We start from the raw sequence: 21116 nt of genomic DNA on the forward strand, positions 1-21116 counted from the left end.
CTCACTTATTGTAACAACCTTTGTTCCCACACTGCCTTACTTTGATCACTAGGAACAGCCAGTACAAGCAGCTTTCTCGGTCTTGTCATGCCGACATAAGCAATCCTTAACTCTTCATCATCGTATGTTTTTTTGCCCTGCGTAAGCATTGTTCTATAAAATGATCCCTGCGCCCCTTTTTCCTTCAATACCAATAACACCGCCTCAAAGGTTTCCCCCTTGACCGTATGTACTGTTCCTAGCCTAAATCTTAGACTGTCGCCGGTTGTTGTCTTAAACAATTCCTCAAAGCTATATTCACCACAATCACGTTTTAAAGTCATTTGTAATGAAATATTGTTGGCTCTTAGGATACGCTCTGCTTTTCGTACCCAATTATTAATGTCCCCAGTTGGAGCAGGCAAATAAGCCATTATACTCGTAATATCTTTTCTATGGCGAACAAAACCCTTTGAAGAGACCCAAGCTTCAAGATCACTTGCGGAACAGAAACTCCTCTTAAATAACCCCTTAAATACGGCCCTTTCCACCAAACGATACGCCTCTGATATATTTCCCTTTGTAGCTAGATACTTACCTTTTGCTAAATCCCTCACGAAGTAATTCCCTACTGCCCACGGATCGTCCATTCGTTCAGGTTGTTCTTGAATGAGGTTCTGAATCGACTTACTTCTAAAAATAACTGCTACGTTCTCAGGGTTAACCTCAACCTGATGCTTCTCGCACAGACGAAGAAAATTATCAAGTATGGTATGGATACCGTCCTGTTTGTAACAAACAATCACTGGGACATGTTCAAAATCTTTAACAGACTCACTAACAGCAACTGAGGGATAAGCACGGGAGGTGAGTTTATTAGTTACATTACAAATTTTTTGAGAACTCCTCCTGTTTTCATCCAAAATTACAGAGTTCTCCTCCCACAGATAATACTTTTCCAAGAATAAATCTGGCCGGGCATCATTCCATTCAAATATGGCTTGGTCCGGGTCGCCGACCAGCATTACATTTTCCAGACTATTAAATATTAATTTGTCAATAATACGCATCTGTATTTCGGAGGTATCCTGGGCTTCGTCTATAACTAGTTCAGGAAATCTCATAGCTATAGAACGTGCAATATTCGGGTACTTCTCTAATAGTTTATAAGAAAAATAGTTAGCATCGGCTTGTGTTGCGTAACCTTGCCCCCAATATTTCACCTTTGCCTCACGTATTCTTGCCACATGCCCACTTTCAGAGCCATCTTTGTTTCTCCACTTAAAATGAAACCTTGTAAGATCCGCCGTTGTTGGAATAGTCTCGTCATTAACAGAAATACTTGTACAATCAAAATACCTGTCATAGTCGTAGTCATGTTTTCCAGCTGACCATGTTCCATGCGGTTCACCCACAAGAGTTGGTCTTTTTCCACAACCCATTATTAAATGCCCAAAAGGCAAGAATATATATTTATTTATAAAACTATCCAGCGTCCCGAGGTGGTGTGGGTAATTAATTGTTATTCCTAATCTTCCGTCAAGCATTTTTTGTATTTCTTTCCAAGCCACATTGGTAAAAGATAATACGGCTATTCCCTTACAGGGGGATGACCAATTTTGAATTCTGTAAGCTAATCTAGCTGCGGTCGTATATGTTTTTCCACTTCCGGGACATGCCCTTACAACAAACCGGCCATTTTTTTCAAATACAATTGAACGTTGAACGGTTGAGAGGCTTTCAAACATTAAGTTCACCCTTAGTTATCCAACATATTGAACGCTTTATATAATCAGGGATAACAAACTGCTTCTTGGCTTCTTCATCATTTTCAAGTTTAAGAGCTAGACGATGTGCTAATTCTGACTTTGCTTTGTTACTCTCTACCTTACTCAGAAAGCTGAGTGCAAAATCCTTCTTTGTTTCTCCCGTTATTCTTGAGGAAGAAATAGGATGCATGTCTGTGAAAATACCAAGTAATAACTCTTTATTGTAATCGTCAGCCATTATTAATTCATATTCAAATGTAACCGCAGCAGTTTCAACGTGGAGAAATCCATTCTTAAGTTGCAGAGCATTCTGTGCCCTAGAGGAAACCTCCTCCGTTGCCATTTCCCTGTCATCATCAGTAATTATTACACTTCGAACGTTTAATCTTTTGCTTTCATCATTGGAGTTAAACAATTTACCAAAGTGCTCAAAAGCCACACCATTAACGATAACAATCTCTACGCCCATTTTTTCCAAATTATATTCATCGCCCATGATCTTTGATAACTTTTGCAACAAAAGAGCTTCTGAAATACCCTCAACAAAAATAACACCATTTGCAAAAAACAGTTGTGATTTGGTCACATCAAGAAACTTACCAAGATATTTCTTATTAACATCGGAAAGCTCGGAGCGTGCTAATGAATATGCAAATACATCATTATTCTGGCATTGAACCACAATCAAAGAATCTAAATCTGCTCTTGCAGTAATCGTAGGTGAATGTGATGTGATAAATATCTGAAATCCTATTGAATCGAGTTTGCCTAAATAATTGAAGAAGATACTCTGTAGTTGTGGGTGTAGATGTGCTTCTGGTTCTTCAATTAATAATGATATGTACGATTCAGGTTCTAGCTGCTTACGATTCTTCAAATCACCTAGAACCGTCGCCATGTATAATAAATTGTTATAGCCGAGCCCATTTTGTTGAATTTCAAAGTATTTTTGTTTGCTGTCATCGCCATCTAAGCGATCTTGATCAAAAACAGGAAGCAACATTCTTAAATTATCAACTATTTTTCTAAATTCAAAAGGCAAAAATTCAATTTCCACTGACTGCTTCTTATTCATTATTGAAGTTTCATCAAGATGTTCATTAATTTTTAACTTTCCGGCTTCAATGATACTATTCCATTCAGAATCCCCAGTTAATGACTCTCTAAGCCTTTGGGTTAACTCATTTCGTTTTTCATCAGTTACAGTATTACCCTGTACATCCTCACGGAGATAAGAGTATAATTCTCCTAATCTGTTACCACGAACAGGTCTCAGATGCTGTGAAGCATCCCTAAGAGCATCCAAATAAACAAATAACAATAAACTTAGGACATCTGGTGTAATTTGTTGCCCTTCATTGTCTCCACCCCAGACAGTATATCTGATCTTCTCAATTTGGTTTCTTTCTTCCAAATAATATTTATAATGAATTTGAAGGTTCTGTTCAGTCCCATCGCTAGATTGAGACAACAGATCGATAAATACACCACTCTCATCTGGACTTTCAATCTCAAAAATTAAATGGAACTCAATAGGGTTAATGATGGCTTCTGGATCATTTCGATCAATATGAAAATCACTTCTCTTTACATATATGTCCCTCATCTGTTTTCCATAGTTAAAACAAATTCTAAGTGCATCAATAATCGATGACTTACCCGCATTATTTTCGCCTACTAGAATATTGAGACCTTTACGAAAATCAATGTTAAGGCTAGGTATATTCCTGAAATTCTTAATGATCAGTGTCTTCAAAAACATAACGTTCCTCCTGACCAAATTCGATTAATTTACAAACCTTATAGTATAGGCACCCTGCTACAGACTATGAACCTACAACATTTGTAAATTTTCGACATTAAGCAAGAAAACCCTACCTTATTCACCAGAATTCAACAGAAAAAAACAATAGTAGCATCACGAAAAGGATGAGCAACGCGGCTATATTTCGCTATGCTCATCCTTTTCGTAGCAGATAATTCAACTGTTTTGTAAGTTGCTCATCTAGTTCTTCTGTACTTTTCCTGTACATAGGACTAAATGTCTTTATATTTTCTAGTGAGGATACTTTCTTATTATATTTGTTCATTTGACTAATGATTACTGGAAGATGTCGAAGCAAATATTGTGCGTCTGTTTCAACTCTACTTTTTAACAACTCAATCGTTTGTGGAAGTTTCTCTGGTGCTTTCTCTATATGTTTTTTAATAATCTTAGGAGCATGAGCTAAAATCGTATATTTTTTTATCTGTTCCGAGGGATTTCTTCTGTATAATTCATCTGCTGCCACAACTACATCATTACTGTATTGATTATCTAGTCGTTCCCAATCATTTCGCACCCTATTCTTTTTGCTGGAGGGTAAAACTTGCTCCATCCATTCCCTATCTTCCCTTAGCATCTTATGATATAGATGGTTGTGCTTTCTGGCTAATTCCGTTCTAGTAATACCTACATTCTTTCGTAAAAGTTCAATAATTCGTGCTCGATTTTCATTAGACTGACCTACAGCTTCTGATGTAGATGCGACTTCACTGTTTGCATTTAATGAACTCCATAATATGTTAAGTGACTGAGAGATTCTTTTATCTGACCTTGGTTCTTGCATCCTAGTTAATGCTACTTTTATTTGCCCAGGGGATGAGTTTAATTCCTTAGCTATCTGAGTATTACTTAATCCTTTTGAATGTAGATCAATTAAGGCAGAATGCCATAAATTCCCCATTGTTAATATGGCATACGGTTTTTCCTTTCCTTGATCCTCAAGCCTCCATCTTTTGGCAAAACTGAATCCACACGAAGGACAACCAAACAGTCCTGAGATATATTTTCCTTGATGATCTACACGAATGCACTTTCTAATAATTGGTTGATTAAATTCTGGACAAACCGAGTTATGACAAATCCACGGACCGTTTCCAAATGGGATTGGTATTGAAAAAGCTGAATTATCGATTAAGAATTCCTCAACTGAACCAGATAAAAACATCATAAACAAAATGTAAAACATAATGTAAAACATAATGCTTTTTACTTGATTTCCACTAAGAATGAAGGCATCTGTTTTCATTTGAGATTTCAAATCAATATTTAGAAATTGATTATAATTACTAGCTGCAAGGTAACTACTGAAGTCCTTCATCAGATTTTTACGGTCTATACGTCCAGAATACTTCATATATCCCTTAATTCCTAAGATGTTCCGCATTTTAAATAGTATATCTTCAAAATGAAGTTCTCTCGAGTATTTAGTCAACTGCTCAAAATTCTGTAATATCTCCTGTTTGGACTTAATGTCATCAAAATGCTGCTCGCCTCTGTCGGTTTTTGTAATATCGAACCCACACATACATTGGGGAGAAGTGACAAGGCGATTCTCAAACTTTTCACCACATTTAGCGCAATGCGTAAGTAGTTCATAGCCGTGTTCAGGACAACACGTTAAGAATGATAATTGGTGCTTTCTGTGCAAATACACCTCACCGTATGATTCATAATCATTAGCTATGCATACGGGACAATGTCGGTAGTCTTCAACTAGAAGTCTTCCCCTTCCCTTCCCCAACAAAATAGCAATATTCGATTCACCTTTATTAAACATAATTTCGTCCAAAATGGAGTCAAAACGCTCTGTTGGAACAAATGGCCGGAGCCAACAGAAATAGGTATGATTATGTAGAAGTTTCTCGACAGAAATAAAATCAGATGGTACTCGATCAATTAAATAACTCAGGTTACGCGGAAATACGGTGTTTTTATAACTCTTTCTATTAAAAAGCTCAAAATTAGTATCTGATAAGTCTCTATTTCCAGACAGCACATGATATCTATAGACGATAGATCTGAAATCTTCATCAGGATACAGTATTGGAAATTGACCTAGCATGGTGTAACTCCTTTCATTCTAAAATTGCTGGTTTCAGCGGTTCATGTTTGATCCAATATCTAAAAAAAATCTTAGTGCTGCTTCTTGCACCGGATAACTCCTAATTTATGTCTGTCATTTCTAGGTTTTATGTATAGAGATGGTAGCGATACAATTCACTACAAAAACTTCTATCGGTAATGCGGTGGGAAACTGAAGAATCTGTCCCCAAAAGTAACCCGCCTTCACATGTTCTTGTAAGGTTCATCTTGCCCCTCCACTATACTGCGGAACTTTTCCTCAACTAATTTGGTAAGTGGACGATTTAACCCGGCAGCTTTAAGTAAGCGCCAACCCTGAATTTTGAATCCTTGTTCCTTGATCACAGATGAAGCAGACTCTAAACGTCGTATTTGATATTCCTGCGTGGATTCAATTTCTTGAATTATGTAGCTCCTGGTAAGAGGTAATTTGTTTAGACATTTCTCCAGCAAGACATTAAACTTTGTACGACCAATATGCCTAGATAGAGCAGCGACAGTAATTCGTTGAGGCTTACTCTTCTGCGCTTTAATTTCAGCAACTGCCTTTTCTACTTCCCATCGAAAATACTCGTCCCTTTTTGCCCAATCCTTCGTCGGGTTGCTCTTATTCAATGGTTCCGTTGTTTCTTTATATAGCTTCCTTCCACCACCCTCATACTGTCCTCGTGGCGCTATATTCTCTGAGACGCCCAGCCCTAGAAACTCGGACAGTAAAATACAACGTAACGGATGAGAAACCATTATTTTGCCTCTAACGATTTTGTGCAGCCATGTTTCGGATAAACCATTCTTAACCTCACAATTTATAGACTTTAAAAACTCAGAGGTAAAATAACCATCAAAATCATCAAGCAACTTACGCAAGTGGAATCGCCCTTCTTTAGTAACGTATTCGCTACCGACTAAGTTCTTGGAATCGACATACCGAAATGATTGACATAGCAATATCTCCGATCTTTGGGCGACTCTCAGATATATATCAGGAACAATGTCGTACGTCTTATATTCATTCTCCTTCTGGACTGTACTAAGGGGCTGAAATCTAAACTTTTGTTCACGAGTTGTGTACGGGATCGCCGAATTGCTGAGCCACATCTTATGAATTGGACAAGTTAAAACACCAGGGAGTTGATGAAGCCGATGCCAATAGGGCTCGCCATATTTTTCAACGTCATCCCGATAACATCCTACGCAATACCTCATATTGACCGGCAATTTGATCGTGCTTGCCGGTATCCCCACTGAGATGTGAATTTCTCCCCAGCTAGTCCCTTCCGCCATTAAGCGATATAATCGTTCGGTCTTATCTTTGGACAAGTAGGTAGCATAATACGGATAGAGAGTGTGCCTCTGGATGAGTTCATCCACGGTGTAAATTTCCCCAATCCTTCTAGCCAATGACCCCAAATGGCTTGGTAAATCTACAGTTGCACACACCAGCCGTTCACCGAACAAATCACGGACTGTTTGCTTCTGTGACCTATTCCCCGATATCTGATGATACCTTGCAATACCGCTATATATTATTTCATCCGGGTACAGAGAAGGGAAAAACGCTAACAATAGAATCATCCTTCCTGGAGGTTCTATTGTTAGTTTTCCCTTCTCATTATTACTCTATTACTCTATTACTCTATTACTCTATTACTCTCAAACAATCAGTCTCGATAAATCCTCATCTGTTGCAACACTCCCCTGCTCCACCAATTTCGCATAAAGCTCTTCCCCTTTAACATTGCTATCTTTGGCTGCATTCCTAAGATCGTCCTCGTCTAAGACAGCTTGCTCTTTTTTTCGGAGTTTTCTGCTTTTAGATTTTGTATCGCAGGTAGATTTCGTTGCAGGTTGCGGATTTACAATATCAGACGCTGCCACGTGGGCTTCCAACTCCTCAAGGACCTCTCTTCTTAACGCGACAATGTTCTTTTCAGACTCATTCCGGTGCAGCACACGTTCTGCGATTTCTTCTGCAATATTTGCCGTTGCCCCAAAGTCCAGAGCTGTCTTAACCAATTCTAGATACCTCTCGTGGTCCATCTCCGTCTTTTCGTCCCGTTTTACCATCGTGCGAATCTCCCCATGCAAACTCACCTTCTCTGTTGCTTTCTGAAGAAACTCATCAAGTGCGTCCCAAGTAGGTCGAAGATCATCGACAAGCATTTTTCCTGAAGGATCGTTTCGCTTGAGTGCTTTTAACAAAGGTTGAACCAACTGCATATGCCTGTTTGCTACATCCTTAAGGACACTTACCGTAATTCGTTCTTTCTCATCCCCGTACATAATGACTTCCCATTGGGAAAGCATATATAGTTTCACGGCAATATCCACGATTCCTTGCGACAAATCGTACATTGTATTCTTTATTGCCTCGTTTAACTTCGTCGAGGTACTAGTCCATTGATATTTCCAAAGACGTTCAAGGAAATAATTCCACTCCTCCCCTTTGTTGAGACGATCCATGATCAAATCACCTTGCCCTGTACTTCTACGTGCCTGACTGAAAGATCCCGATAGCAATTTCATCGCTTTGAACGTACCAATAAGAACTACAGGGACTCCAATCGTATTAATCAACTGAGTAAAGTAGTTTAACATTCGCTCGGCACCGCCACTCTTCATAAAACTAAGATTCTGTATCTCGTCGATGACTAACGTACCGAGCCCATGTAGCGTCGAAATATGGGCCATGATTGGAATCAAGATATCCACAGATGACCCTTTAGAAGCAAACTTCCTGAAGTAGTTTGTGCCTAGATGTGAATCAACAGCCTGAAAGAAGTTTAGGCACAACCCCTTTAATGAACCGTCGAACGGACAGTTCAACTTTAGCCATACCAGTTGCTTACGAATAAATGGCTGCCCATTGTAATAGGAGTGGTGAATAACTTGTGGATATAACAACAAGGAGCTCTCGATGGCCGTTGTCTTCCCTTGCCCGCTTACCCCTAGAATTGCAAAGCCGGTTGCTGTAGAACGCACACCTGCCACATTCGCCCCGCCCATCCCAACCCCTGCGTCTAAAATCTCCTTGAAACCAAAATGAAACTGCCTCACAGTTTCGGGGAAGAACGGGTTCCTTGCTTTGTATCCATGCCTAATTAATCTGGAGAGTCTTTGCTCTACCAATAAATGTGACGGCAATGGCTCTACGTAATCGCTGATTTGCTGAATAAGGTGGAGCCGCGTTTGCTTCCCCAGCTTTCTTTGCTCCTCTTTGTAGTCGGGGTACTTCCCAACATGAGTTGCAACATACTCCTCCTCAAATATTGAAGGCAGCGCTTCAATAAAAGGATTGTTCTTGTATCCACCGATCACTTGAGGCGTATATTGGGCCCCTACCTGTTTACCAATTAAACTCGGAGTATAGTGATACACGCGTTCTGTATTTGTTTTCTTACCCATGATCTTTGGTCCTCCTTACGGTAGATAAGATATCCAACTTAGACTTTGGCTGATAGATCTCTAACACTTCGTCACTTCCATCCGCCTCATCCTCAATCGGTTCAATTCCTTCTGATCTATCTAGCTCGAAACTTTGCAATTTCCTTAACTTATCCCGCTCATTTTTTCGATTGGCTCGAATATTCGCTTTTCTTTTGGTTTTTGTTAACGAACTATCACGATGCTCTTTTGCCCTTTCTTCCGCCTGAGCTTTGATGTTTTCTAGCTTTACACTCAGACTGACTTCTTGCTGAAGTAGTGTGGTGTTATATAAAGTTTTCTGCAACTTTTCCTCGAACCGTTTCATCTTAACTTCCTCTAAACTGAGATTCGAGAAACGAGATGATTTTTCAAGCATTTGACACTTAATAAAACCGCGTCCATCCTGAACTTTCACGTAGACGAAGTTCATGCAACGCCTGTCATAGGCTATAACTGTTTTAATAGATTTCCCTTGCACAAACCACCCCTGGTTCGCCAACTCTTCACATCCGAAAAACATGCCTTCAAAGTAAATGCCTTCGGAGCTTGCAGTTACTTCTGTCTCAGGCAAGACATTTAAACGTACGATATCCGGGTGTACTTCTTGCAGGAAATGATCATGGGCTATACCCCAATTCCATAACTCCCTAGGTACCGGTCTAACTTGATCTCTAGATAATGCTTTATCCAACGGATAATGCTCCATGTAATGAAAATTGTTCCGAAACAAAATCAATTCAATTATCATCTTCGTGAAATCTTTTAACGTTAACTTGGCATCCAACACATAATCCGGTCCCCCACGCTTCTTGTATTCCTTTTTCACCGCCCCCGGCATCCATGGTTGTAATGACACATTTAACGTCCTAAACTGTTGTTCAACAATGCCTTTTAGATCTGCTCTGTAAGGTGGCGCATTCTTCAATTTAATCCCCAAGGCCTTACCTAACGAATCCGCGTTCTTGCTCTCCATCTCCCCTCTGTCTGCAAAGAAATGTTGCGGCATATGATGACACGGCCATTCATCTTCATCGATCTCGAGGCCATACTGGGCACAAAATTCCACCTTGTTCACGCTAGTGTTTTCGATCGCCATCATGATTCCTTGCCAAGACGGCCCCTCGAAACCAACATACATCCCTGCAACCATATGGCTCCAGACATCAACAACGATATATACTACCGGTCGGCCGATAATTTGATTCGGATCATCCATGCTCACTAAGTACACATCGGCAACCGTAGCATCAATCTCGAAAATTTGCCCAGGCCCGCTTGCCTTTCTAGTTTCCGATCCAAGTAGAGGTCTGAAATCCCGATCAAAATTAACCTTTCCTTCGCGAGCAACCAACCTTTTATGTCGTGTATATCTAGTTCGTATATAGTACCGCAATTGAGCAATGCTAGGGATCTTGTGATAGGGGAGAATGATGGGTACTTCAACCCCTCGCTCGATTTTGGTTTCGATTTGGTACTCCTTTCCTTTCAACATCTCAATGTATGTATGCTTGACGGAATCCCTTCTGTTGATTTTTAGGTAAACATCCCTAATGTACCTGTCAAAAATCCTTCGTGTATCCTCGTCTACCACAACGCCCTTCAACATTGGATCAACTACAGTTGTAATTCTTGGCCTCCCCATCTTACTAGTAGGATTTTTCCTTTTATTTGGCCCTCCACAATTTCTGAATCGGGGAAGTAACGCATTCACCATCTTCCCTCCCATCCAGTAATAACGCAGGTACTTATAAATGAATTTCTTCCCCTTCTTTCTACGCAGGCAAGTATCCTTAATAATTTGAAAGCGTTCCCTCTTATCGTACAAATTTGGCTCTAAGTCTACGATGTCACTTATGCAAGACCAGGCATGATCCCTTACTTCGATTTCTTTAGGAGTTAACTTCTCCTCTGGAATCATGAACTTGGCATAAGGATCGTAAGGTAACTTCATAACCTTACCTGCATCTAGTTCATTTTGTAATTCCGAAAGGTGTCCCCACTTGGGTAGCCCGTTCTTGTCGATAATTGAAATCGTAACTACAGCGTCCTTATCGCGATCGATCCAGAGGATTCTTTCACAATCTTGTATTTCCCCTTCCGGGGTATCTCGCCTCAGTACGTTGTTCACAAATAAGTTCACTTCTATATCCCTCCAATTGGAAAGTTGTTCTCTTTGATTATCAAGGGATTTAAGGTTGATCTAACCCGTTCCTTCATATCAATCACCCAATATCGATTCGCGATTAGGTGCTTCACAATTTGAATACAAGTTCCCTTAGGAAGTGCATACTGCTTATCTAAAGCTAAGGTCACTTTGGCCAGCGGAGTATCGCTCTGCCTAAGTGCGTTAAAGAGATCTGGTTGCATTTGGTTAACAAGATCCTTGTTAACATGTCCTAGGGAACTCAGTGTCTTAGCTGAGTGAAGCCACTCAACATTCTTAACCAAATCATAGTTAATCTGTTGCTCAGTGATTAAGGACCACTCAATCCCCATTTCCTTAAAGAAATGCTTCTCGATTTGCATTTTCTCCAGGGTTCTTATATTCAACTTGCTGATTGGTTTTATCGAGTGCGCGATAAAACCGACATCTTCCCCTTTCTTTACTGTAAGAACCATGTCTGCTGTCATAACGATAGGATGCTTCGTCTTTGGATCAATCGGATGTCGAATACCAAGCTTTTGAGCGATAAACAGGGTTTTCTCAAGAGGTAGTAGCGGGAACTGCTCCCGAATATCGACTACCTCTTCAGACCATTCCATCTGATAATGATGCGCGAGTTCAAAATGTTCTGACAGGTAATGGTGAAGCCGCCCACTCTTCCAGCCCAGTATCCTCGTTACCACCCCTGTCGAAGGCACATCATGAATCGTAAGCCACGGTTTATACTCAGCAAAGTGCCCCGCTCCTCTCCCCTCCTTTATTCTTCTTGCTATCGATGCTGCAGTAGTTCTTGTTCTAGCTTTAGCCACCATTCACACCTCTTTGTTAAATATTTTTTAACAATATAATTAATTCAGAAAAATAATATTTAACACGGATAATATACAAATACTATTTAACCTGTCAACATTTATTGTTAAATAATATTCTACTATGTTATTCTTAAAGGGAATTACGTGAGACCAATGGAGGTCATTAGAATGTCTCAACTCGGAGGACGAATTAAAGAACAGAGAATAAAGCAAAAATGGACCCAAGATGTTCTTGCTCAAAAAATTGGTGCTTCAAAGCATGTTATTTCAAACTGGGAACGTGGGGTGGCAAACCCTGATTACAAACAAATTGTCCTTTTGTGTAATGCCCTCTCTGTATCTGCTGATTATCTGCTCGGCATCACAGAGTTGCCAGTTCCATACTACAAGGACCCATTTGGTCAGTTATTCTTTCTACCTCATGTCGATTACTCATTTGTTAAGGAGCGTGCATGGGATTTACTGAAGCTTATTGACTCTGGAATCGTATTATCTGTGAACAAGGAGGAACTCACCAGCAAAGATAAAATCCTTCTCCACGAAGTAATTTCATCGATAGTCAGTAGACTTCACGAGGTGACTCGGGGGACCGAGGAAAGAACGAAAGAACTGCTTACGAAACAATTTTCGGATGAGCCCTCCTCGGACAACTCATTGTTTTAGTTTCCGATGTTGCCTTCGGTATTCCTTTAACTCTTGTATTCTTTCGAACCAAGCTGCTCTGATCGCTAAGGAACATGAGTAAAATTTACCTGGACACCTCTCCTCGTTACTTTCGCTCATCTTTTCTCAGATTGTTGCAAAACCCCCCCTCAATTCTTTAATACTATATTTTATATCCGTTTATCGATATTTTAGTCACCATTATCTATTTATTTTCAAGTGGAGGTCATAATCCATTGCCATGGATAGGTGTTATTCATGGTGGATAGCAAAAATAAAACAAGCGAACCATCGAGATTAAGGTCTAAGACGCCCATCTCGTAGATCGCTTGTCATTACTAAATTAGATTCGATATCTTTAATTAACGACGGAATGAGTTCCTCTTGGTAACCCGCCATTTGTCTTTCCATGATCGCTTTTGCCACCGAAATTAGTCTAGTTGACCCTACCTGCTTCAACTGGTTCAATCGGGCTATATCTTTAATTAGTGTACTCGGGGCAGTTTTTTCATAATCTGCGAGGGAGTACCTCCAAGGAACCGCGTTTTGGGGATAGCGAAGAAGAATCCGATTTGCCATCATTACACCCTCAGGATCAAAATCACCAGAATACATTAGAGGTATGTTAGGTGCACTAGCAACAATCCTGTCGAGCAACTGCAAGGCTGCTAAACGTGGTTGCCCATAGGTACATACGACTGAGGGAATCCGATCTTTGCCTTCGAAGTAATCTAGGATAGCTGAAAAGACAACAGGATTTTCAACAATATAGAGATAATTATTTATAGGAACACAAGTATCATAACGTGAAATATCCCTCAACGATAAATCTAGATAACTCCTGTCCTCATAGGCACCTTTATGTTTCCTACATTCTTTTCCATCTTTGGTGGCTATAAGTCCAATAACCGTAATTTTATTAGTCATATCCTCTTGAAGAATTCCGTGACGTAACAAAAGATCTGTTTCTTCTTCGGCACTAAGTTTTGAACGTACCTGTGCCTCTCCTTCTTTCCATAACAAAACATCTATGAGAATGTGTCTAAGCCCTTCTCCACGATCCAAAGAATGTGGATTTCCCGTTATATGAGAAGCGAATATAGGTAACCGCACAATTGGTCGAATAGGCATTTTGGAAAGAATGGTACATACATAGGGATAGATCCGTTTAAAAGCGTCTTCATCTCTTTTGTAAGTTGATTCGATCCGTTTCGAACGTTCACTATTTGAAAGTAAATCGTCCAGAAGCCTTACACATTCTGGGGTTTGGCAGGATTCCCGATGTGCTAATAGCCAGTCCTTTCGTTTATCACGTGCCGATTCTATTTCTTCTCGTTTGGTTGTTAGAGCTTTCCCGAAATACGCCTCCAACAGATCATAAAGTTCTACCCCTCGATACGCAGACCGATCAAGCGCTTCTTGAAACTTTTTCCCCGATATCGATAGTTTCCCCGATACAGGTAACGGCTGATACTTACGCAAAAAAGCACTGATCATGCGATGTTCTTCTATGGTAGGTTTGAATACAACGGTACCAAAAGAACCATAACTTTCAAAACGGGAAGCAAATTGCTGAAACAATCGCTCAAACCCGCCCGTTTGTCGTAACGAATTCGCTGCTTGTATCGCGTGTTCTTTCACGATGTTCACTCCACTTCCACGCGCCGCTTCCCATTCCAGTGGTAACGGCGGAAACCCATATGCGGTGAAGAAGGTTGTCGCAGGATCGTTACGATGGAGAGAGACTTCACGCTACGATAGCAACCCCACAGCTCATAAGAGTTCATGATGTAATCAAAATCAAAATCTCGGATCATATTGAACATTTTTTCTTTGTTGTTAGAATCCACACCTGCAAATGCTTCATCGAGCGTAATAAGCCTCGGTGCGGTATCTGATGCACTGGTAAGAATAGCATCAATGGCTGCAAGTAGTGGCATGTACAAGATAATCGCTTTTTGACCGTTACTATATTTTCCAAAGTTGCGATTCCCAACTTTTTCGGCACCCGCACCTTTATCAACATATGTTTCAAACATATACCATTTTCGGTAATCAAATACTTCCTTGTAAGCTTGTAGCCTAGACATTCGATAATCCTTTATTGCACGCCTTTGTACAGCTTCAATGCGAGCACGGAAATGAGCGGCAACTTTTTCGAGGTCGGCTGGGTCAATGAATTTACTGTCCCCACTCAACAAATCAACCAGTTGTTTTGTTTTTAACGTATCATCTTCCACAGCATCCTTTGCATTCCAATCCAGACGGATTTGAAGACCTTCGAACTCATGGAAACGGTGATTTACCTCGTTTACCCATTGCTTGGCCTCGTATATCCTTGCTTGGATTGTACGTCCGATCTCGTTAATGATGATATCGGTAAACAGTTCTTTTTCCTTGTCTCCGATGTTTTGTGTGAGTTTGGTTTCAATATCGGACAATTCTTGAAGCAATTCAAGTGGCGTGCACGGAATTCCCGTATTACTCTGCAAACTTATGGTTGTGTAAGCGGATAATCGCTCTAGTGCCTCCACATCGGCTCTACCGATCTGTTCTTTCACTTCACTATCACCGTTCCAAGCCTGTTCTCGTTGACGTCGCAAACGATAATCTTCGAGCGGGACTCGCACCTCGTTTTCAACTTCTATGAGTTGTTCAAAAGCCTCTTCACGGCTTACGTTGCTTTTCTTACTCTGTTGTACCATTTGACTGGCAGAATAAGGGGAATACGGACTATTTGTTGCTTGAAGCTTGCGATATGCTTTCACCCACACACTTTCTCGTTTCGCTGCGTTTATGACAGCGGTTCTAAGTTTGTCAATATCCTCAACGACAGCATCAATTTTAGGGGTAAGGTGATCAAATACCCGTTGTGCTTGTTCCTTGCCATCTTGTGCATCGATAAGCTGCTGCTTTATGTTTTCGATTTGCTTAAAAACATTAGCGTTTGACTCCGTTGCTTCTTTGAGGCGCAAAATGGTCTTTTCAAGCTTCGATTGCTCATATAAAAGATCGTCATGTTCCCCAGTATAATCCTCTACAATGGGTGTCAGAGAATCCAGATATTCTTTGGTCTGAGCGATTCTTTGAGCTCTTTCCATTCGCTTTTCCGTGAGCGATCCGAGCGCAATGATTTCCTCTTTATACTTCCTGCATTGTTCCAGGGCGTGGCTGCAAGCATCCAAACGAAGCGGTAGATTGAGGTCCCCAATTAATCGCGCCACTTGGTTACGGATCGTTTGGGTTTCCAGTCGGGCGGACTCATAGCGTTCATGTGCCTCATCTTTTTCCCTCTCTAGGCGGTCGGCAATCTGTTTTTCCGTTCCTCGCTCTCGATAAATGTTTTGCATGTCTTGCGCAGAAGGAATCTTTGAAAACGCTTGGCGCAACCCATCGATTTTAGCTTGAGCAATGCGCATGGCATGGCTTTGAGCAGACAACAGTTGACCCAGCTCGTCTAGACGTTCCCGCAGGGCAAGCAAACGTCGCTCGCGTTCTTCTTTACGAGCCCTAAGACCAACATACAATTCGGCACATCCAGGTGCCGCCCCTTCAAGAAATCCGCTACGGAAAATGCCATCCTCTCCGATAAATTCCTTTTGATGAGGATCAATGGCTATTCCTTTAAGAACAAGTTCGATGGTTTTTGCATCGACCCCTTCACTCGGGACGGCATCCATTACGTTACCTAAGTGATTGTTTTTTGGCGCTTGCGATCGCAATACGACAGCTTGTTTTGCTGCCTTATCTTCGTATTCCTTGGGCACAATGACTGATTGTAATAGACCGGAACGCTGAATAGCAGATTCAATGTTTTTTCGGATCAGAGGTGATACAGATTCCTTGAACTCAACGGCTTCGTAAAAGCGAAGAAACGGGATATGAAGCTGATTGAGGACATCCCATTGCTCTTTCTCTTCTTCTAGCTCAGGAGGATCGACAAATGGTGATGAAAATACCTGTTCGTATTCGGTTCGAACATGATTCATTTCTTCGGAAAGCCGTTTGACGTGGTACTCGGCCTCCTTTTTTTCGATTTGGTATGGCTCTTCTCGTATGTCCATGGCATTTTGTTTCCATGACCGATACGTTTCTTCTTCTTCTGCGTGCTCATACAAATTGCCTACAATCCCCTGCAACGCTTCCCACTCTTGTTCTTCAATTGACAGCCCACAAACGGTGGACCAATTTTCAATTTGCTCAAACAAATGGACTCTGGAATCTTGAAGCTGTTTGTACAAAGAATCGATTTTTGCAATCGAAGCCTTGTAAACCTCCAGTTTAACGTCAAACTCCGATCGTTTTTGTAAGCTTTTTGCTTCCTGCTCTTGATAGCGCCGAAGATGGTCTTCAATTTCTTTTAATTTCTCAATATGTTGAACCGTTTCTTCTTTCCACGATGCAACCAAACTGATCGGGTCGGTAGTTACCGGGAACTGACTAACAAACCGATCGTGGTACTTGAACTTGATAGATGATTCATACTCAGCTAAGTAATCGAGAATCCCTTGGATTTCATCCTCAATTTCGCGTTCTTCACCTAGCGTTTTCTCAATCATTTCTTCGTATTTCTTGACATCATCTTTTGAAGAACGGAGTTGTTCATACTTCTGGGTTGCCTTTTCTTTCGTTTCTGCCCATTTATTTTCAGCTTTTCTCTTTGTTTCTTCTGCTTGGAACACGTCCTCATGCGTTTGTTTAAGAGTATCTACTGTTACTTGAAGTGCCGAGATCTGGTGTTCAAAATCTTCTATTTGATTTTTCGCATCCTCCTTTTTTTTCGTCATCTCCACAAGGTTGTTTTCTTTTGTGTCAAGACGGTATTGCTCGCTTTCCAGCTGTTGAGTGGAGAGTAAAAGATTTTCAGCGAACTCAAAAAACAAGGCAAACTGGTAGGCTTCATGCGCAGCGCTTAGTTTTTTAAGCGCATCCACTTCCGTTGTAGTTTTTTCCAAAAGTGCTTCCTGCTCGTTAATTTTAGCTATAATATTTGATAGTGATTCCAAATCACTATCAGATAGCTCAGGGAGCGCATCCGTAAGACTGGTGTTTATAATACCAGGACCGACGTCTTTGCTAATTTTCGGCGGGCGTAGTTCAATCAACAGTTTGATATACATGTGAAAGGTGTGCATGTTTTGAAAACCGAATAACAGGCGGTTTATCTCTTTGGCGTATTCGGTCTTGTGTTCCGTAATAAATGAGCCTTTAAAACGCTCGCAAAAGTCGCGATAATCAAGCGGAATCTTTCCGTCCCTTGTTTGTTCATATAATAACAAGTCTTTCCCGATCTGTTTTCCATTGGTCACGATAAAATACCAGGACGTTAAATCTCTTGTCTTGCGTACGCCCGAAAGACCCATACCGATGGTAATGAGTTGCTCGCCTTTGCGAAATTCCATGTACAGGTAGCCGTTTGCATCTTTCTTTTGATTCACCGCTTCTTCGCCCAGAAGAAGATCAATCATCGTCCGGTCTGTACGCTTTTGAGGATCAAGGCGAGAAGGATTGTAATTCCCATCCAAAAGTAAGGGTAACATGAATGTCGATGCGATTGTCTTACCACTAGCATTATCGCCGCGAAAAAACAGTTTTCCGTCGCGGAGTTCAATTTCCGTATCGGCGTGATACCAAATATTAAAATAACCTATCCTGATAGGCTTCCAATTCACGAGTGAATTCCTCCTTTGGCGGTTCTTCTTCCTCTACCATCTCGCCTACCACACGCCCTAAAGCATCACTAAAAATCCATTCATCGTTTACTACTTTCAATAAGCCCAGTCGCTTCATATAGTCTGCTACCTCTTCCCAAAGTGCTCGATCAGACAAGTTGGACTTGGCTAAATGCTCCTGATTAGCTCTACGAACCGAAACAAAAAGGTCGAAGACATCATGGGCAGACAGGGCGATATATCCTCGGTGATTCAACCACTGCTCTCCTTGCTCGATTCGATTACGCAAATGGGTTCCGATTGCAGTGATGACATGGGAGTGGGTGTTATAAGCAGGGTAAACTGTCTTCCCTTCTCTGGTTTTGTCATGGACCAGAATCCAAGTCGATGCATATCGCTCCAAATACACCCCTTGAAACACTTCCTCTAGCTTTTGCTGCATGCGAAGCCCGTGCCGTTCTGCATAAACCAATTCATCTTGTGACAATTCAGATAAAAAAAGACAACCCTGCGCAAATAAACGTCTCCAAATTTGCTGTTCACATATCTTGCCTTCATCGATTTCTTCTTGATGAAGTGCCTCTCTAAGCGAAATCATGTCACTGTATTCAGACAAGGAAAGGCGGGTTTGACGAATTACATGCCGAAGTCCATTTGAAATTTGCATCAGCAAATCATAATCTTCACTATCTCGAAATTGTTCAATGGTTCGGTCAAACATGAGAAGAAGCCGCTCTTGTTCCAACGTTTTAATAACCCGAATCAAGCTTGTACGAACCCCGTGGTCAGACCACCAAATGGCATCTGACCCTCCAGGATAGTACGCTTTAATGCTTTCAAGCAACTCACGCAGTACAAATTGTTGATCCTCGCCCTTCTCTTCCATGAACGCCAGTGTACATGCGTATAGAACAAAATCCATTTGGTATTTCAGTGAGTGCGTAGGGTTAGGGTCAAGTACTCTCCGTTCGGGGCGTTTTATCAAGCGAACATAACCATCCCCTATGTAGATAGGGTAATGAAACCATTCCCGAAAAATTGTTTTTAGTTCGTGTTCGTGGCTTCGAATGCGATAAAATAAATCAGGCTTATGGTCTCGATAGATCCACTCTTCCGACCACAGCAAAAAGACCAGCGTTTGAATCTCTTCGGTTAGGGTTTCTGCGTTATTCACTTACAGCACCATCCTCTAACACAATCTCGATATCATCCATCGTAAGTTCCCCATCTGTACACTTCATCTTAATTCGATCTTCACTTGCGACAAGTGCACGAAATTCACGTCCGTCTGGTAAATAAGCAATATCATGATGGCGCAGCCCCTCGGTTTCCATGTACAGCAATGTATCCCTTAATGCGGGGCTAATTTCATCCAAATCGCGGATCCGAATTCGGCCATTGGAAGAGATGGTTTCCATTTCCCTTCGCAGTCGTTCTTCTTGCTCTTTATGCTCCATTTCAATTCTTTGACGCTCGAACGGATCTTCAAGTAGAGGCGATTTGACCCGTTTGATAAATTCTCTCTTTTTGCGGGGGATTAATTCGATCTGCTCCGCAGGCAACTCCCATACAGTTTTGGTTTCACTGTCTGTTGTCTGTATGTCGGTGACAACCATTTGGGAAGCGGGACCGATTCCCCTAATATATCCGAAGAGCTCCTTGCACTCCTCGTCATCTTCGGCTTTAAAGAATAGGTTCGCAAAATGCAAGTAATCATGTTTTCGATTGGTGTAATGAAATAGTCGATCACTCACTTGCCTGGAAAGCCGAAGAACTTTACTGATTGCGTTTTTGGTTTGCTCCATTAAAAAGTAGTATCCACCTTCTTGGATACTTTCGCTCGCAAACCAGTTGATCATCGATTCCCACTGTTTCTTGTGCGATTCCATGCGCTCTTCTTGATCCGTATCTTCAAGTGTTGGAAGCTGAATACGATTGATCTCGTAATCCACTATCAAATAAATGACAGCTTCAAGGTATTCTTTGGATACGGACAACAGTTTTTTCAAAATGCGAACCTGCTGCTTTTGAATATCGCGAACAAACTCGTCCAAGTAGCTAACAAATTTATTCTTATGTTCGAGGAACTGATCCGAAAGATAAGCCGCTTCCATGTCACTGCTATTCACATGGGAAAGGTAATCTGAGGTATCAATGCGCAATCGATCGTGTCGACCCATGATTTCGTTCCAAAGGTTGTAAAGTTCGGATGGATCTTTAGTCGTTGCACTTTTGAAACGATCAAGCTCTTCTATAATACGAGCTGCCAAGTTCTTCTCCAGCGAACCCCTTACTCGATTTGCCCTTCGCTCCATCGTTAGGATCATTTCTTCGACATCGATCAATGAATCCGTGGCTCTAATCAAGTGCTTCTTCCGCTTGAAATCTTCGTAAGCCGCGTATTTAACGTTTTCTTGTTGCGATATCTCAATGTTCCCCCACTCTTTCATGGCACCGAGGTCCATCTCTAATTCTTCGATTGAATAGTCGGGGAAACGCTCGACAAATTCGTCCATTTGCCTCAATGCGGAATAAATATCCTCCGTTGTGAGCATGCTCCTAAATGTTCGATGATGTTCGTACAGGATACGTGCGATTGGCCGATATCGATCAGTCCGTTGGTTTGCAACCAAATAAGAGAATTGTTCCAATCTATTAAAAAGATTCATATGATTCTCCTTTAGAGATTTTCCTGCAAATGATATTGTTATTGCAATTACCTGA

General features: G+C 41.2%; 12 protein-coding genes. 1 reads left to right on the forward strand and 11 read right to left on the reverse strand.

Features of this window, described 5'->3' with window-relative positions; genetic code table 11:
* Positions 1–5: 5 nt before the first annotated feature.
* The 7 genes from E8L90_RS21765 to E8L90_RS21795 form a co-directional block, all read right to left on the reverse strand.
* Positions 6–1727 (reverse strand): ATP-dependent helicase, encoded by a 1722-nt coding sequence (locus E8L90_RS21765; RefSeq protein ID WP_137031356.1) that lies wholly within the window; start codon positions 1725–1727, stop codon positions 6–8.
* Positions 1720–3510: an ATP-dependent nuclease gene (locus E8L90_RS21770; protein ID WP_137031357.1), complete on the reverse strand. Its 1791-nt coding sequence runs from the start codon at positions 3508–3510 to the stop codon at positions 1720–1722. Before E8L90_RS21770 ends, E8L90_RS21765 begins: the two co-directional genes overlap by 8 nt.
* Before the next feature lie 196 nt (positions 3511–3706).
* Positions 3707–5635, reverse strand: a complete 1929-nt coding sequence (locus E8L90_RS21775) for a TnsD family Tn7-like transposition protein (protein ID WP_137031358.1) — start codon at positions 5633–5635, stop codon at positions 3707–3709.
* 224 nt (positions 5636–5859) lie between these two features.
* Positions 5860–7230 (reverse strand): TnsD family Tn7-like transposition protein, encoded by a 1371-nt coding sequence (locus tag E8L90_RS30930; RefSeq protein WP_137031359.1) that lies wholly within the window; start codon positions 7228–7230, stop codon positions 5860–5862.
* Positions 7231–7308: 78 nt separating this feature from the next.
* Positions 7309–9060 (reverse strand): ATP-binding protein, encoded by a 1752-nt coding sequence (locus tag E8L90_RS21785; RefSeq protein WP_137031360.1) that lies wholly within the window; start codon positions 9058–9060, stop codon positions 7309–7311.
* Positions 9053–11221 carry a DDE-type integrase/transposase/recombinase gene (locus tag E8L90_RS21790; RefSeq protein WP_137031361.1) on the reverse strand — a complete coding sequence of 723 codons (2169 nt, stop codon included), beginning with the start codon at positions 11219–11221 and terminating at the stop codon, positions 9053–9055. The genes E8L90_RS21785 and E8L90_RS21790 overlap by 8 nt, the downstream gene beginning before the upstream one ends.
* A gap of 2 nt (positions 11222–11223) precedes the next feature.
* On the reverse strand, positions 11224–12054 hold the full coding sequence (locus tag E8L90_RS21795) for a TnsA endonuclease C-terminal domain-containing protein (protein WP_162309110.1): 831 nt from the start codon (positions 12052–12054) through the stop codon (positions 11224–11226).
* A 171-nt stretch (positions 12055–12225) separates the two neighbouring features.
* Here E8L90_RS21795 and E8L90_RS21800 point away from each other — a divergent pair, with 171 nt between their 5' ends.
* Complete coding sequence (locus E8L90_RS21800) at positions 12226–12720, forward strand: helix-turn-helix domain-containing protein (RefSeq protein WP_162309111.1); 495 nt, start codon at positions 12226–12228, stop codon at positions 12718–12720.
* A gap of 297 nt (positions 12721–13017) precedes the next feature.
* Here the strand turns inward: E8L90_RS21800 and E8L90_RS21805 are convergent, their stop codons facing one another.
* The 4 genes from E8L90_RS21805 to E8L90_RS21820 are packed head-to-tail and all read right to left on the reverse strand — an operon-like array spanning position 13018 to position 21061.
* Positions 13018–14361, reverse strand: a complete 1344-nt coding sequence (locus E8L90_RS21805) for a DUF2399 domain-containing protein (RefSeq protein ID WP_137031364.1) — start codon at positions 14359–14361, stop codon at positions 13018–13020.
* Positions 14362–14366: 5 nt separating this feature from the next.
* Entirely contained in the window at positions 14367–18392 is a 4026-nt protein-coding gene (locus tag E8L90_RS21810) for a TIGR02680 family protein (RefSeq protein WP_137031365.1), read from the reverse strand.
* On the reverse strand, positions 18358–19566 hold the full coding sequence (locus E8L90_RS21815; protein WP_137031366.1) for a DUF2398 family protein: 1209 nt from the start codon (positions 19564–19566) through the stop codon (positions 18358–18360). The genes E8L90_RS21810 and E8L90_RS21815 overlap by 35 nt, the downstream gene beginning before the upstream one ends.
* The gene (locus E8L90_RS21820; protein ID WP_137031367.1) at positions 19559–21061 is read right to left on the reverse strand and encodes a TIGR02677 family protein; all 1503 of its coding nucleotides are present in this window, start codon (positions 21059–21061) and stop codon (positions 19559–19561) included. The genes E8L90_RS21815 and E8L90_RS21820 overlap by 8 nt, the downstream gene beginning before the upstream one ends.
* Between the last annotated feature and the right edge of the window lie 55 nt (positions 21062–21116).

Source organism: Brevibacillus antibioticus (assembly GCF_005217615.1).
Taxonomy (GTDB): domain Bacteria; phylum Bacillota; class Bacilli; order Brevibacillales; family Brevibacillaceae; genus Brevibacillus; species Brevibacillus antibioticus.

Excerpts from the sequence above, each read along its gene's own strand:
- E8L90_RS30930 (WP_137031359.1), bottom strand. The coding sequence starts at position 7,230 with ATGATTCTATTGTTAGCGTTTTTCCCTTCTCTGTACCCGGATGAAATA.
- E8L90_RS21765 (WP_137031356.1), bottom strand. The coding sequence starts at position 1,727 with ATGTTTGAAAGCCTCTCAACCGTTCAACGTTCAATTGTATTTGAAAAA.
- E8L90_RS21770 (WP_137031357.1), bottom strand. The coding sequence starts at position 3,510 with ATGTTTTTGAAGACACTGATCATTAAGAATTTCAGGAATATACCTAGC.
- E8L90_RS21820 (WP_137031367.1), bottom strand. The coding sequence starts at position 21,061 with ATGAATCTTTTTAATAGATTGGAACAATTCTCTTATTTGGTTGCAAAC.
- E8L90_RS21775 (WP_137031358.1), bottom strand. The coding sequence starts at position 5,635 with ATGCTAGGTCAATTTCCAATACTGTATCCTGATGAAGATTTCAGATCT.
- E8L90_RS21785 (WP_137031360.1), bottom strand. The coding sequence starts at position 9,060 with ATGGGTAAGAAAACAAATACAGAACGCGTGTATCACTATACTCCGAGT.
- E8L90_RS21800 (WP_162309111.1), top strand. The coding sequence starts at position 12,226 with ATGTCTCAACTCGGAGGACGAATTAAAGAACAGAGAATAAAGCAAAAA.